Source organism: Candidatus Eremiobacterota bacterium (genome assembly GCA_031082125.1).
Classification (GTDB): domain Bacteria; phylum Vulcanimicrobiota; class CADAWZ01; order CADAWZ01; family Ess09-12; genus Ess09-12.
Genome location: JAVHLM010000007.1, coordinates 89,570 through 104,383, shown reverse-complemented (window position 1 = coordinate 104,383; position 14,814 = coordinate 89,570). Strand labels below are relative to the sequence as shown.

11 protein-coding genes and 1 other RNA gene are annotated in these 14,814 nt (G+C 53.8%); 5 read left to right on the top strand and 7 right to left on the bottom strand.

Features of this window, described 5'->3' with window-relative positions; translation table 11 throughout:
- The first annotated feature begins 155 nt into the window (after positions 1-155).
- A complete protein-coding gene (locus RDV48_09955) occupies positions 156-497 on the top strand; it encodes a PilZ domain-containing protein (protein ID MDQ7823104.1) in 342 nt (113 codons plus the stop codon).
- A gap of 9 nt (positions 498-506) precedes the next feature.
- Here the strand turns inward: RDV48_09955 and RDV48_09950 are convergent, their stop codons facing one another.
- Positions 507-2,201, bottom strand: a complete 1,695-nt coding sequence (locus tag RDV48_09950; protein ID MDQ7823103.1) for a hypothetical protein — start codon at positions 2,199-2,201, stop codon at positions 507-509.
- Between the two features lie 88 nt (positions 2,202-2,289).
- Complete coding sequence (gene htpG / locus RDV48_09945) at positions 2,290-4,170, bottom strand: molecular chaperone HtpG (GenBank protein MDQ7823102.1); 1,881 nt, start codon at positions 4,168-4,170, stop codon at positions 2,290-2,292.
- Positions 4,171-4,308: 138 nt separating this feature from the next.
- Between htpG and RDV48_09940 the strand changes: the two genes are divergently transcribed.
- The gene (locus tag RDV48_09940) at positions 4,309-5,136 is read left to right on the top strand and encodes a hypothetical protein (protein ID MDQ7823101.1); all 828 of its coding nucleotides are present in this window, start codon (positions 4,309-4,311) and stop codon (positions 5,134-5,136) included.
- 21 nt (positions 5,137-5,157) lie between these two features.
- Here RDV48_09940 and RDV48_09935 read toward each other — a convergent pair whose 3' ends face one another.
- Both RDV48_09935 and RDV48_09930 read right to left on the bottom strand, forming a co-directional pair.
- Positions 5,158-5,775: a prepilin-type N-terminal cleavage/methylation domain-containing protein gene (locus tag RDV48_09935; GenBank protein MDQ7823100.1), complete on the bottom strand. Its 618-nt coding sequence runs from the start codon at positions 5,773-5,775 to the stop codon at positions 5,158-5,160.
- Positions 5,776-5,857: 82 nt separating this feature from the next.
- Positions 5,858-8,146, bottom strand: a complete 2,289-nt coding sequence (locus tag RDV48_09930; protein MDQ7823099.1) for a CHASE2 domain-containing protein — start codon at positions 8,144-8,146, stop codon at positions 5,858-5,860.
- A gap of 173 nt (positions 8,147-8,319) precedes the next feature.
- Between RDV48_09930 and rnpB the strand changes: the two genes are divergently transcribed.
- Positions 8,320-8,707: RNase P RNA component class A (gene rnpB, locus RDV48_09925), an RNA gene on the top strand.
- A gap of 21 nt (positions 8,708-8,728) precedes the next feature.
- Here the strand turns inward: rnpB and RDV48_09920 are convergent.
- Genes RDV48_09920 through RDV48_09910 form a run of 3 tightly spaced genes read right to left on the bottom strand, consistent with a single transcriptional unit; the run spans position 8,729 to position 12,476 of the window.
- Positions 8,729-10,267: an acyl-CoA carboxylase subunit beta gene (locus RDV48_09920; GenBank protein MDQ7823098.1), complete on the bottom strand. Its 1,539-nt coding sequence runs from the start codon at positions 10,265-10,267 to the stop codon at positions 8,729-8,731.
- Between the two features lie 29 nt (positions 10,268-10,296).
- Positions 10,297-12,246, bottom strand: a complete 1,950-nt coding sequence (locus RDV48_09915; GenBank protein MDQ7823097.1) for a pyruvate carboxylase subunit B — start codon at positions 12,244-12,246, stop codon at positions 10,297-10,299.
- A gap of 29 nt (positions 12,247-12,275) precedes the next feature.
- A complete protein-coding gene (locus RDV48_09910) occupies positions 12,276-12,476 on the bottom strand; it encodes a hypothetical protein (GenBank protein ID MDQ7823096.1) in 201 nt (66 codons plus the stop codon).
- 76 nt (positions 12,477-12,552) lie between these two features.
- Here RDV48_09910 and RDV48_09905 point away from each other — a divergent pair, with 76 nt between their 5' ends.
- The gene (locus RDV48_09905; protein ID MDQ7823095.1) at positions 12,553-13,566 is read left to right on the top strand and encodes a TerC family protein; all 1,014 of its coding nucleotides are present in this window, start codon (positions 12,553-12,555) and stop codon (positions 13,564-13,566) included.
- Between the two features lie 156 nt (positions 13,567-13,722).
- Positions 13,723-14,814, top strand: a complete 1,092-nt coding sequence (locus tag RDV48_09900) for a tetratricopeptide repeat protein (GenBank protein MDQ7823094.1) — start codon at positions 13,723-13,725, stop codon at positions 14,812-14,814.

Genomic DNA, 14,814 nt, shown 5'->3' with positions numbered 1-14,814 from the left:
CTTTTCAATCCCCCGGGAAGAGGTTCCCGGGCCTCTCTCGACTGACAGGCGATGAGAGGAATTGGCATCTTTTCATCGAAAGTATAGAAAAAACCGGGTATTTTCATATGTCTGGACCGCCTTGACAGATTCGGCTAAGAAGGAAGGTTTTACCTATGACTGATGATGAGAAAAGGAAAGCTCCCAGGCTTCAGTTTGTCGATGTCACTTATGTATCTGACAGCGAAGGCACCATAAAAGGATCGGTCCATGACATCAGCCTCACGGGAATCCGCTTCTGCTCCGACAGGGAGATTCCCAAGAGGATCGTTGTTGATGTCAATATAAATTACAACCCCATAAATTTCATGCAGAAAGCCCATGTGGTATGGTCCAAGAAGCGCTCTGACGGGACATACGAGCATGGCGCCGAATTCATCAATGTGCCCAAAGAGCGGAAGCTGCTGCTTGAAGACCACATCAAGGACATCCAGGGCGCAATCGGGCAGCACGAATAGCGGATAGCATCACTCCTCAGAGAGGGGGACCGCATCGCCCTTCTCATCGAACTGGATCACCACGGGCTCATCAGAGGTGATCGCCCCCGGGTTCAGGACTATCCTGAGGATGTCAATCGTCTGACCATGCCACCGGTACGACTGCACTTTTCTTTCGCCATGGAAGAGAGGGATCTGCTCCCTGTTTTTCAGATCATATACGGTGAGCCTGAAGCCATTATCAGCCTTCGAGAGATACGCGAGCAGCGTTCCCGACTCATTCATGGCGAAGGAGTCCACCTTGTCAATGAGGATATCCCTGCCCTTCATGCCCTTCTGGAAGTAAAGCCTGGAGTCCCAGAGCAGCAGGAAGTTGCCCCGCCCCAGGGGGTAGTATGAGCCTTCCGGAAGGCTCATACGGTATTCAAAAGGCCCTGCGAGGGCGGTTTTGGAGGTATTTTTCCTCCCCGTATCTATGGAAAAAAGACCGTTCACATCAAAAAATATGATGCTGTCGCCCTTCTCTGACCAGAGGGCATTCTGAAGATCGGGACAGGCAGCCTTGCAGAGGGAAGATTCGGTCTTCCTGTCGGTATCCAGCAGGGAGAGGGTTGTGAAATCCTTTGCGTCAAAGAGGGTCCGCGCCTCGTCGCCGCCTGTTTCCGTGATAAAAAGCAGCTTTCCCTCCCCGCGGTCTATTCCTTTCAGCTTCCACCCGGCATATTTCTCCGACGGTCTCGCAATGACCGCACGTCTGCCCGAGGGCGACAGGGTTATTGCCTGGACGCCCCCGCAGAGCACCTCGAGGCTCTTCTTGAAGGTATTGACTCTCGCAAGGCTCCTGGCACTGTCCTTCTCCAGGACGAGGTAAAGGAACCGCTCCTCGGGCGTCCAGAGGGATTTGATGCCATTCGGGGCTTCCACTTCGCCAGGCGTGGTGATTCTCTCATCAAGCACATCAAGAAGCTGGACGGTGCCCCTGCCCTGCGATGAAGGCGTCTTCGTGGAAACCATCGCCATAAAGGCCTGTTTCGGCGAGATAAAGTACTCTGTCACCCCTTTGCCGGCACAGAAGACTTTCCCGCCCTCAGGATCGAGGATGAAGAGTGACCCCCAAGGCGCTCCTCTATCGGCATTCTGCATATGGACACAGAGCTTCTTCCCGCCGCTCAGAGCCTCAATGGCATTGATGCCGTGCACATCCAGCTCCTGCTCAGAGAGAACAAACTCCTTCTCAATTACGCGCTGCGTTGAAGAGATAACCAGCAGCTGGAGAAAATGTCTCCCTCCTATTATGCGGGCCAGGACCCTCCTGGAGCCGAAATCCCACCCGTAATCGAAGATGAAATCCTGGGAGAATAAATCATCAAGCTTCTTGCCCGCCATGTTCCCCGCCTGGTTCATCTCCCTTTTGTATATCACCGTTCTCTTTATGACAGTAGCGCCCTCTCTCTCGGTTTTTTCCCAGCGCGCCGCCTTGTCCTCCCAGGAAGTCTTTACCGTGCCCGGCGCGGGAGGCGTGACACCTTTTGCCTCAAAAACCTCCTCGATAAGAATATCCCGGTAGTAATAAGAGGTGATCTTCTCATTGCTCGTCTCCTTTGTGCGGGTTGTCACTTCTTTCTGGAAGTCCTCGCGCTTCTCCAGGGGAATCGTCCTTGCCCCGGCAGGGAGCGCTGCGAAAGTGAGAAGCACCAGCAGGAACAGTGCGGGGAAGCGTTTCATCGGTATGCCTTCTTTCTAAAAAAATACAGGCCTCGCAAGGTCACTAAGTGATTCGAGCGGGCCTGCCTTAATTCCTCTGAACTGCCTGCTATTGCCCTACCCTGGCCTCAGTCATTATCCTGAGAAGCTCAAGGGAATTCTCCACGAACCTGTCAGCCCTCTCAAGGGGCATGGTCTTCTGGGTAAGGAGGGCCAGATCATAGATCTGCATGGAGAGGAGCTTTATCTCATCAAGGGGGGGGCTCAGCATGTCGAGCATTTTCCTGAGGTTCTTCACGATGGCGTTGTTCGCGTTCACCACGAGGGTATGCTCTTCAAGGCTCTCCAGGGGCTTCCTCTGGAGCATGGCTGTCATCTCCCTCATGCGCCTCTGCTGCTCGCTTATGATGATCATTGCCGGCACTTCTTCACTCCTGAGGTTCTCCACCTTGATGGTGAGGCCCTTGATATCCAGGTTCTTGCGGAATATATCCTCCACGATCTCGTTGTGTGTCTTGTTGGTCTTGGGGTCCACAATCTTTGAGGCCCCGTCGCTGTCCTTGATCCTGTCGCTTATGTCGGAATCGACACGGGCAAATTTCAAGTGAGGGTCCCGGAACTCCAGGAACTGGATGAAATGGGTGTCAATCAGGGAGCTCATCATGAGGACCTCTATGGACTGCTCCTTGAAGAGGCTCAGGTACGAGGACTGGAGGGTCTCATCGGTGGCGTAATAGATCTTCCCTCCCGATGACTCCCCTGCCCGTTCCATGTATTCCTTGAGAGTGGTGTAGCCGCCCTGCGTAGACTTGTAGATCAGGATCTCCTTCACGGCATCATAAAACTTTTCGTTGTCCATCATCCCTATCTTTATGAAGGGGCTGATGTCATCCCAGTACTTCTCGTAAGTCTCGCGGCGGTCGCGGTAAAGATCGTTGAGCTCGTCGGCCACTTTCTTGGTGATGTGCGTCGAGAGCTTTCTCATGGTGGGATCACTCTGCAGGTAGCTCCTGGAGACATTGAGAGGCATGTCGGGGCAGTCGATGACCCCTCTCAGGTTCATAAGGAACTCCGGGATGAGGTCCTTCAGGTTGTCGCTCACATAGACCTGATTATAGTAGAATTTGATCCTGCCCCTGGAGGGGTCAAGATCATGCTTGAGAGTGGGAAAATAGAGAATTCCCTTGGCTCTCACGGGGTATTCCACGTTGAGGTGAATCCAGAAGATGGGATCTTGCTCAAAGGGGTAGAGATACCTGAAGAAATCGCGGTAATCCTCATCCTTGAGGTCGCCCGGCTTCTCAAGCCAGAGGGGCTTCCTCTCGTTCACCGGCGAGCCGTTGAGCCTCACGGGAACGGGCAGGAAGCCGCAGTATTTCTGGATGACGTTCTTTACCCTCACCTCGTCCAGGAACTCCTTCTCGTCGGCCGAGACAATGAGAGTCACTTCTGTGCCCCTCCTGTTCATGGACCCCTCCGAAAGCTCATACTCGGGGCTCCCGTTACAGGACCATTTTACCGGCTCTGCCCCCTCCTGCCACGACAGGGTCTGGATCTCCACCAGATCGGCCACCATGAAAGAGCTGTAAAACCCCAGGCCGAAATGGCCTATAATCATGTTCTTCTCGTCGGCTGTCTTGTATTTCTCGAGAAAATCCTGAGCGCTCGAGAAAGCCACTTCATTGATATACTTTTTCACCTCGTCGGCCGTCATGCCTATGCCGTTGTCGCTCACCGTGAGCGTGCCCTTCTCCTTGTCTATGGCTACATTGATAGAGAACTCCTCTTCCTTTTCCGGAGCCTTGAACTCCCCTAAGACGGCAAGCTGCTTCAGCTTGCTGATGGCGTCAAGGGAATTGGTGATGAGCTCCCTCAGGAATATGTCCTTCTCTGAATAAAGCCACTTCTTGATGATGGGGAAGATATTTTCCATCTGCACCGATATGGTGCCCTTTTCCACGATATTGTCCGGCTTTGTGTGACCTGCCATATCCATTCCTCCTTATGTCTTAAAATAGGGTTATTTTTTTACATTCTGTTTACAAAATAACCCTCTCAATTTTATTTATGATGCATTATAATATATTTGGGATACATGATGCAATCTCCACTCTTCGCAGGAATATTTATGCTGAACCCTTTAAGCAGGCACATTATCCAGCCTCAGAAAGACAAGCCCCAGCCTTCATCAAAAGGCCTGGAAGAATCTCCACAGGCCCTCAGGGAAAAGCAGAAATCTCCGAATAACTCTCATATCAACGCACAGGGTGTTGACACAAAAAGCATTGAAGACCTGGAAACCCTTCCCGAAGTAGTGGAGATGATTCACCATATCTCTGAAGTCGCCTCAGTGGCCCTCATGTCCAGCTCTGACATAATCATCGAGGCGGGCCTCAAGGGAAACCTGCTGAAGTTTTCCCACGGGGCAAGCTTTGTATCGGGGATGTATTTCGGCGCGAAAGGGGCAGCCGACCTCCATAAAGCCATTAAAAAAGGCGACAAGGTGGGCATCGTGGAGGCTTCCGGATTACTGGCCCTCGCCGGCGACTCTGCCATCAGGTCGGCGGCCGTCGCTTCGAGCCTCCCCGCCGTCCAGAAGGTAATTGGCAGCCAGATGGCGTCAATGCTGAACTCCCCGGCCATGGGAGCGGCGGGGACCGCGCTCGGCCTCGCGTACAGCGCCTCGGAGCTTGTACAGGGAGGCCACCTTGTGCACCAGGGACTCAAATATCACAACAAGATAAAGCTTATTCTCGGAGGCATCAACCTTGGAATAGGCGCTGCCGCGGCGGTACTCTCCACGGTTGGCGGTGTGGGACCGGCCCTCGTCCTTGGTGCCCTCTCGATTGCAGAGCTTGTCGCCTTCGGCTCGGAAAAAGTCCGCTGCGCCATAGCGTCCCGTCACGAGAAAAACAGCCAGACGCCTCAGCAGGGGCCTGCCGGAGAGCCTCAATAACTGCAGTCCCCTCTTTATGCCTCAGAGATCGCCGCCGCCGCCGGAAGTGTAGGCTTCGGCCTCACAGACCCTCGTCTGCCCCGAATCATTGAGAAAGACATAGTACTGCCGGGGAGTGCCCTTGCTCTGAACGACAAACTGGAGGTTTGTCACCTTTGAGCCGTCTTCGAGCTTTGTCTCTGTTGACGTCACAATGAGCTTCTGAGTCACTGTGTAATTGCTGCTCACCCCGACACCGGAGGGGAACTTCAGCACACGGTAAAAATTATTCGCGGCGCACCGCGCCTCAATAAAGTCAGCGATGGCTCCACCATCAGGTGCAGTCTGTTCCCTCGCGCGCCCGGGCCGATCGTCTGCATAGGCGGGGGAAATCCAGCAGGCGCCCGGTGAAGGGAAAAGATGGCCGGTGTTGCTGCCCGATGAGCCCTGCAGGCCTTTAATCTCTATATTGACGCAGAATTTCTTTGCCGTGGCTTTTGTCTCAGCGAGGAAAGCCTCGAATTTCTGGGCCTCGGACTTCAGGATCAGGTTGGACTTGTAATTGATGTACTGGGGCACCGCGATTGCTGCGATGATTCCTATCACGGCGATGGCCACTATCACTTCTGTAAGTGTGAGTCCGCGCGGCTTTTCTGTCATATGCTCTCCCTCCCGATCAATACTTCTGCGCATATTATAGCAGATTTGCCGGCTCTTTTCACCCCTCCCGCAAGAGGCATTTTCATGAAAGCTTCTTTTTCTCCCTCAGGTATCCCTTAAGCACTTCCACTATTGAAAAGTCCAGGTCGCCGGCAAAATGGGATTCAATGACATTCAGGGCGTCAGCGGGAGTTGACTCATTGCGGTACACGCGCTTCGAAGTCAGGGCGTCAAAGACATCTGCGACGGCTATTATCCTGGCTCCTACAGGTATCTCGCCGCCCCTGAGGCCCGAGGGATAGCCTTTACCGCTCAGCTTTTCGTGGTGGCTGGAAATAAGCGGCAATAGAGAATAAAGTTCTTCAAGAGGCTCAAGGATCTGGATGGCTATCACCGGATGCTTCTTCATCCTGCCAAATTCCTCGTCGGTGAGTTTGCCGGGCTTGTTGAGCACCGCTTCAGGCACCCCTATCTTTCCTATGTCGTGGAGCATTGCAGCCATCTCTATCCTGTTAATCTCCTCGGGAGGGAGGTTCAAGCGGAAGGCGATCTCCCTGCTGTATTCTGCAACTCTGGTGGAATGCTCGTGAGTATAGGGATCCCGGGCATCAACGGCCTGGGCAAGAGAGGTGATGGCATTGACAAAAGCTCTGTGAAGTCTCATGTTCAGCTCCACATTTTCCAAAAAGGCGCTTATAAGAGTGGCGGTGCCTGCCACCTGCCGTACCTGTTCCCCGGTGAAGTCGTGGAGAAAAGTCTTTCCCAGGGCCAGCACTCCGAAGACTTTTTCGCTTCCCCTGAGAGGAAGGCAGAGCAGGGAATAGACTCCAAGGCCCTGCTCAAAAGACGAAAGCCCTGTTTCAAGCGAAATATCGTTTATAAATAAGACATTTCCTGAGAGTTGGGCCTTTCTGCACGCTCCTCCATCAAGTTTTTCAGGGTTTGCCGTATCAGGGCAATTATATGCCGCCGATATCCTGAAATAAAGGCTCTCATCCAGAATCTGCACCCAGCCTTTTACGGCATGCACGCTCTCACAGGTAAGGCCCAGCATGGCATCGAGCCACTGCGAGGTCTCCTTGCCAGTCCTGTGCATCACATTCATTTTTTCTATCAGATGAAGGCTCACATTCATCCCTGCTTCAGCATCCCTGGTCCTGAAAATGAAGATGAGCGGGTAAAGCAGAAGGATTACCAGCGCCACCGGCACCACGGGGAGAAAAAGCCGCGCGAAGAGATAGAGGGCCAGGCTTGCGCCCAGTGCGACCCCTATGGCGACCAGCGAGAAGCAGAGAGAGGCAATATGGCTCATCCGGGAAAAGACAAAGGCGCTTGCCAGGCCGGAAAATATCACAAGCACTACGACAATGAAGGGATTTATCTGATGGAAGATATCACCATGGAGCAGGTTCTCAAAGAGGATGCCGTGAATCTCTATGCCGGTTCTCTCACCAAGGGGGGTTCGATGGCGATCATGATAGATATAAGAGCTGTTGCCGAGGATAACCGCCCTGCCCCGGAAATCAGACGCTCCCGCCTTTCCAGACAGAACCTCCTCGAAGGACTTTGCCTCGCCGATAAGGGACGATGACTGGTGGTAGTTGACAAAGAGCCTGCTGCCTTCCAGATAGATCACGCGTTCCCCTATTTTCATTGAATTGCCCGGCGGGAGATACCATGGCCTCCTGCTGCCCGGGGGATCACCGTAATAGAATTCCACGGGATCGCCTTCAAAGAGGGAAACGGCTTTCACCGAGAGGGCGGGATAGATCCTGCTCTTCTCCATAAGGGTGCCTGGCATTCCCGAGCTCTTCTTCTCTATGACTCCCGAGCCGGGCACATAAGCGTTGACGAAGCGGATCACGTTCTCCTCATAGCAGATCTCCGGAGAGGTCACGGTGAGACGCTGGGGCTCGCCTTCATTCCTGAGAGGCTCGATGACTGACTCGGTCGTTGCCTTCTTGTTCACGATAAATATGACATTCCCCCCCTTGAGGGCCTCATCCCTGATCCGGCTGTCGCCCGCAGTGTCAGAGCTTGTGATGAGCGTTACATCAATTGCCTGCACCCTGGCGTCGAAATCATTGATTCTCTTGATGTATTCGGCATAAGAATCTCTTGAGAGAGGATATCCCATATGCCTGTAAGTTGCCTCGTCTATCTCTACGAGCCTTACCGAGACCGGCGGCAGCTTTTTCATGCCTGAATAGGCGATGATCAGGCTGTCAAGCCATTTGTAATCAAGCGCCCTCAGGTAATGTGAGAGAAAAAGAAAAACGGTAAGGGCAATAGAAAATAAAGCCGCCGCCAAGACCTTGACGTTCTTCGGCGTGGCAAGCTTTCTTACCGCGCGGGAAAGGCGCTCTTTCATCTCCGGGCCTGTCTTCCCAATGATTTGTGCATCATTCTGAAATTCAGTATCACTACAACGGTATGTTCTGGAGTATAGCAGAAATCACCGCGCTCCACAAGATCCGCCTCCCTTTCAGCCTTCGGCCGTCCATTGATCCGGCGCCCCTTTTCTGCTATCATGAGAGGAGAAGGCGAGCAGGCCGGATGGCCGCGGGAGGCTTAAAGCCTCCTGAGGAAAGTCCGGGCTCCGAAGGGCAGGATGCTGGGTAACGCCCAGGAGAGGCAACTCTCAGGAAAGTGCCACAGAAATGGAGACCGCCTCCGTGCTTCACGGAGGCAAGGGTGCAACGGCGAGGTAAGAGCTCACCAGCAGGGTGGTGACATCCTGGCTAGGTAAACCCCATCCGGTGCAAGGCCAAATAGGGGGAGTGGCTGCGGCGAAAGCGGCAGTCTCCTGGCTGCCCGCCAGGTGTCCCCGGGTTAGGCCGCACGAGGTGCATGGCAACATGCATCCAAGATAAATGGCCATCCTGCGCCGTCAAGGCGCAGACAGAACCCGGCTTACAGGCCTGCCCGTCTTCTTCCAGGAGGGGAAAGCCATTTAGAGAGGGATATTCCCGTGCTTTTTCGGGGGCATCTGCTCTCTCTTGTTTCTGAGGCTGTCGAGGGCGATGATGAGCTTGGGCCTCGTGTGCTGGGGGTCAATCACCTCGTCGATATAGCCAAGCTCCGCGGCACGGTAAGGATTCGCGAACTTGTCCTTGTAATCGTCCACAAGCTCAACCTGTGTCTTCCAGGGATCGCTCGATTCCTTGATCTGCTTGCGGAAGATAATTTTCACCGCGCCCTCTGATCCCATCACCGCAATCTCGCCCGTGGGATAGGCGAAATTGATATCAGACCTTATGTGCTTGCTTGCCATCACGATATAGGCCCCGCCGTAAGCTTTCCTCGTGATTACGGTGACCTTGGGGACAGTGGCTTCGGCAAAGGCATAGAGAAGCTTTGCGCCATGGGTGATGATGCCGGCGAGCTCCTGCTCCGTTCCGGGCAGGAAGCCGGGGACGTCAACAAAGGAGATGAGGGGAATATTGAAAGAGTCGCAGAACCTGACGAAGCGGGCTGCCTTCAGCGACGCCTTGATATCGAGGCAGCCCGCAAGCACGGCGGGCTGGCTCGCCACGATGCCCACCGAGTACCCGGCAAGGCGCGCGAAGCCGACAATGATGTTCCTGGCAAAAGAAGGGTGGACTTCCAGGAAATAGTGGTCATCCACGACGGCATTGATTATCTGGAGCATGTCGTAAGGCTTTGTGGGATCATCGGGGATGACAGTCCGCAGCACCGGCTCTATCCTGTTGGGATTGTCCTTGCAGAGCGCCGGCGGAGGGTCCTCCAGGTTATTCTGGGGAATGAACTTGAGAAGCTCCCTTACAAGCATGAGGGCATCCTCATCGTTATGGGAGGCGAAGTGCGCCACGCCGCTCACGGCGTTGTGAGTCATGGCGCCTCCAAGCTGCTCCTGGGTCACCTCTTCGCCCATGACGGCTTTGATTACTTCAGGCCCCGTGATAAACATGTAGCTCGTGTCTTTTACCATGATGATGAAGTCGGTGATGGCGGGAGAATAGACCGCGCCGCCGGCGCAGGGTCCCATGATTACCGATATCTGCGGAACCACACCGGAGGCAAGGACATTGCGGTTAAAAATCTCGCCGTAGCCGGCAAGGCTTGCGACACCCTCCTGGATCCTGGCGCCGCCTGAATCATTGAGTCCTATTACGGGTGCCCCGTTTTTCGTGGCAAGATCCATGATCTTGCATATCTTCCTGCTGTGAGCCCCGCTGAGAGAGCCTCCCATGACGGTGAAATCCTGCGCATAGACATAGACAAGCCTGTCATTTATCTTGCCGTAGCCCGTTACGACGCCGTCTCCGAGGACCTTTTCTATCTCGTAGTTCTGGCATTGATGGACCACGAACTTGTCTATCTCCATGAAAGTGTCTTCATCCAGAAGCTCCAGGATCCGCTCCCGGGCCGTGAGCTTGCGGCTCTTGTGCTGCTTCTCTATCCTGTCGGCGCCGCCGCCCTCCTCGGCCTCAAGGTTCATCCTCTCAAGTTGTTTCAGCTTTTCTTCCATGCTCATAGTCTTGCTCCAATCATGATTCTCTAGCCAATAACCGCAAGGACTGCATTTTTCTCGACGGAGTCACCGGACTTGAAGTTGATCGCCCGTATCACCCCGGAGACAGGGGCGGTGATAGCCATCTGCATCTTCATTGCCTCGATGGTCACCACGTTCTCCTCCTCGTGGACCTCATCGCCCACCTTCTTCTCATATTTTATCAGGAGGCCCGGCATGGGCGACTGAACAGCCGTCTCGCCCTCCTTCAGCTCCACTCCCGGAGTCTTCTTCGCCTTTGGCGCCGGTGCGGCGGGCTTCGGCGCGGGGGCCGGCTTCGGTTTTTCAACAACAGGCTCGGGGGGCGGCGCCATCCTGCTCACCGAGGTCACGCTCGGGATCCCTCCTACTTCTTCAACCTCGACCTTGTAATGGTCTTCATCGACGAAGACATTGAAGGTCCGAAGCCCGGGGCCCTTGTCAGGGGCATCCTTGTCCGGCTTCTCGACAAGGAGACCCTTGAGCGCCTTCTCGACAAGCTCATTCTGTTTTTTCACTTCATCAATCGTCAGGGGCTTCACCTCGGGCGGGGGCTCTTCAAGACCATACTTCCATTTAAGGAACTTCATGCCGGTGATGGGATAGAGGGCATAGGTCAGGACATCCTTCATGTCCTTTGCAAGGCCCTTGGTGGCCTTCTTGGCCTTTTCAAGCTCAGGTTCTATGATGTCGGCAGCCCTGCATGTGATCGGAGTTTCTCCCTTGTCATAGCCTGCAAGCACTTTTCTCTGCACCTCGGGGTCAATAGGCGCCGGGGGCTTGCCGTAAAGGCCGTACACGTAGTCCTTCACCTGGGTGGAGATTATCTTGTACCTGCCAAAAAGCACGTTCTGCACCGACTGTATGCCCACAATCTGGCTGGTGGGCGTCACCAGGGGCGGGTAGCCCAGGTCCTTCCTGGTCCTGGGGAGCTCCTCGAAGACATCCCTCAGCTTATCCAGGGCATTTGCCTCTTTCAGCTGCGACACCAGATTGGTGGTCATCCCGCCCGGTATCTGGTGCATGAGCACCGCCGTATCAATCACGGCCATCCTTGAGGTGTCGAGGTACTGACGGTATTTCGGGGCAATCGTCTCAAGCTTCTCCCCTATCCTGAAGAGGCGCTCCAGATCAAGACCTGTATCGCGGGAGGTGTTCAGAAGCGAAGCCACAATGGGCTCTATGGCCGGCTGGGAGGACCTGAGCGCGAAAGGTGCCAGGCATGTATCGACTATATCAACGCCGGCCTCAATGGCCTTGAGAAGCGTCATCGAAGCCATCCCGCTCGTGTAATGGGTATGAAGCTGGATTGGAAGCTCCATTTCAGCTTTGAGGGCCGAGACGAGATCATAGGCATCATAAGGTGACAGGATTCCCGCCATGTCCTTGATGCATATGCTGTCGGCGCCCATGTCCGCAAGGATCTTCGCCTTGTTCACATAGTAAGGGATATTGTAGATGGGCCCGCCAAGCCTCCTCTCCGTGAGGGAATAGCTGATGGCCGCCTGGATGTGACGCCTGTTTCTTTTTATGGCCTTGAAGGCCGTGATGAAATTCCGCTCGTCGTTGAGGGCATCGAAGACCCTGAATATATCGACGCCCACGTCGGCAGCCTCGTCAATGAAAGCCTCCGCGACGTCATCGGCATAATGGCGGTAACCCACGAGATTCTGGCCTCTCAGCAGCATCGTGAGCTTCACGTCTGGCATGTGTTTCCTCAGGGTCTTGCAGCGCTCCCATGGATCCTCGTTCAGAAACCTGGTTGCCACATCAAAAGTGGCCCCCCCCCAGACTTCCATCGAGTAAAATCCAACCCGGTTCATCTCCTTTGCCACTTCCAGCATGTCCTCGATGCGCATGCGCGTCGCGAACGAGGACTGGTGGCTGTCCCTCAGCGTCGTGTCCGATATCAGCACCGGCTTTTCTGATACGTTGCCTTTTGAATTTTTTGTGCTCATGGTTCCCTCTCTCCCCGCTCAAGATTATATTACCATTTCATGCAGTTCATCTGGACAAGGGTCCTGCTGTCCATGACTTCTTTTCTTCCTATGAACCTCCAGAGGCTCGGTGCCGAGCGGAGCTCCCCGGGAAGGATGATGAAGGGCGGCGCCTTTATCTGCTCTTCGAGATAGAGGCTTAGGGCAGCGGTAATCGCAGCAATGATTTTTTCGGGTTTTTTCTCTTTCACGTGTCTCTCCCCATTGTCTGGAAAATCCTCATTATTTCGCCTTAAGCAACCTTTTTCCTTCCGCAGAGAGAGGAGTATGGAGAGGGAAAGCAGAAAACAGAAGACCAGAATCATTGAAGGATACCAGAAAAGCACGGGCAATATGAGCCAGATATTGCATGAAATCGCCACCTATACGCCCTATGATGCTCTTACCATTGCGACGCTTATAATTCTTGAAGGGCTTCTCTCCGTTGACAACGCCCTCGTGCTCGCCGCCCTCGTCAGGCAGCTCCCCAGGAACAGGCAGCGCCATGCTCTCACCCTTGGGGTATGGGGTGCCATCATCTTCAGAATAATCGCAGTAATACTGGCTGCACAGCTCATCCAGATCAGGGAAATCAAGCTTATTGGAGGACTGTACCTCATATATCTCGCCTTCAAAAACATGTTTCCTCATTATAGCAATATTTCAAAGGAAAATAATTCAAAAAAGCCTTTAACCGCATCATTCTGGAAGGTAGTGCTGCTGGTAGAGCTCACTGACATAGTTTTCTCAATAGACAGCATCACCACTGCCGTGGCAATGACCCCCAAGGTGAGCGTCATCATACTGGGGGGTATAGTAGGCATTCTCGCGATGCGTTTTGTCGCCATGGTGTTCATAAAGCTCTTGGAAAAATACCCCGGACTTGACGATATTGCCTATCAGATCATATTTTTCATCGGAGTGAAGCTCTCCCTCGAGTGCTTCCATTTCGAGATGGACGAAAAGATGTTCTGGATGGTTATCGCCTTCATTGTGCTCATCGGGATTTCCGTAATATACAAGAGCGGCCGCAAAGTGGAGAAGACAACATCTGTTCTCATCACGGCGAACAGTGAGGAGTTCATTGAGGGTATCAAGACCGGCCGCATCGAGGTGGAAGACCTTTTTGCTGAAGATAACCAGTTCTCTTCAGATTTCCTCAGGTATCTCATTCAGCACGACTTTCTTGAACTGACGAGAAAGGCCAGGATCAGGAAAATCAAGCGCGTGAGCTCCGAACTTTACAGTGACAGCCCGCCGGAGAGACCATCTCATGACAGGATACCTGAAAAAAAACAGTAAATTATCCGGGCTCCCTGAGGGGCACCTGCAGCAGGGTAAAACCGGTAGGAACTTTTTATCTCAACCCAGAATATTATGCCTGATACTGCGACTCATGAAGGGAGAGCGAGCTTGCGCTGACTGCGGTTGAGAGCGCAGAAAAGGGGAAGATTCATCATGAAGTATCTGAAGATTCTCATCGTGCTGCTTGTAATCATCGAGTTATTCGTCATTATCATCCATTTCAAAAACAAAAAGCAGACTGTCACTCCGACGAAGGGGCCCATGGCCCACCAGAGCGGCGCCCCTGTGCCGAGCCTCCCTTTCCCCTTTCCTGCCTCAAGTTCCTCACCCGCTGCGACGCTCGAAAGCCCTGCAGCCACCCCCACTGCCCTGCCTTCAGTGACTTCTTCTCCGCTGGAGACTCCCTCATCACCTTCCCCTGCCCTGCCTTCTCCATCGGCTTCGCCTGCGGAAGGCACCAGGAAAGACGGTGATTATGCCAAAGGACTCAAGTATTACAATGCCATGGATTATGACAAGGCAATTGGAGAGTTCAATGCACTGACAAAGAAGACACCGGGCAACCTCGAGGCCCATTATTATCTTTTCCTCTCCTATGTGCAGGTCGAGGAAAACGCCTGGTCCAGGAAATCAAATGCTCACCGCGAGGCAAAGACCGTTCTCTCCCTGAAGCCCGATAAGAATATAAGGGAAAATATCAACAAGTACTTCGAGGATGTGAAGCACAGGGAGGCGACAGTGGTGGCGAAGGTGACCCCCGAGGCAGCAAAGTCCCCTGCGGCTTCAGTGAAGCCCTCAACGGCGCCGTCGGCCCCTCCGACACCCCAGGCGACCCAGCTTGCACCCCCTGACCTCACCGGCAACAGCGGCGTCCCCACCATCACGAGCAAGGATGCCGACATTCATTACGAGAGAGCACAGGGATACGACCAGAAGGGCAACTACCGCTTTGCCCTTGCCGAGTATTCAGCCGCCATCAAGATCAACCCGAAGCACCTGAATGCCTATGTGAGCAGGGGCAGCCTTTATGAAACGAACAAGGAGTATTCCCAGGCCGTGGGAGACTATTCAAAGGCGATAGAATTGAAGCCTGACGACGCCAAGAACTATTTCAGGCGCGGCTCTGTCCTCAAGCAGATGAACGATGCCGAGCGGGCCAAGGCAGACCTGAAAAAAGCCAAGGAGCTCGACACTTCGCTCACGAATACTGTTGATACCCTGCTGAAGGAATTGGAAACAAAATAG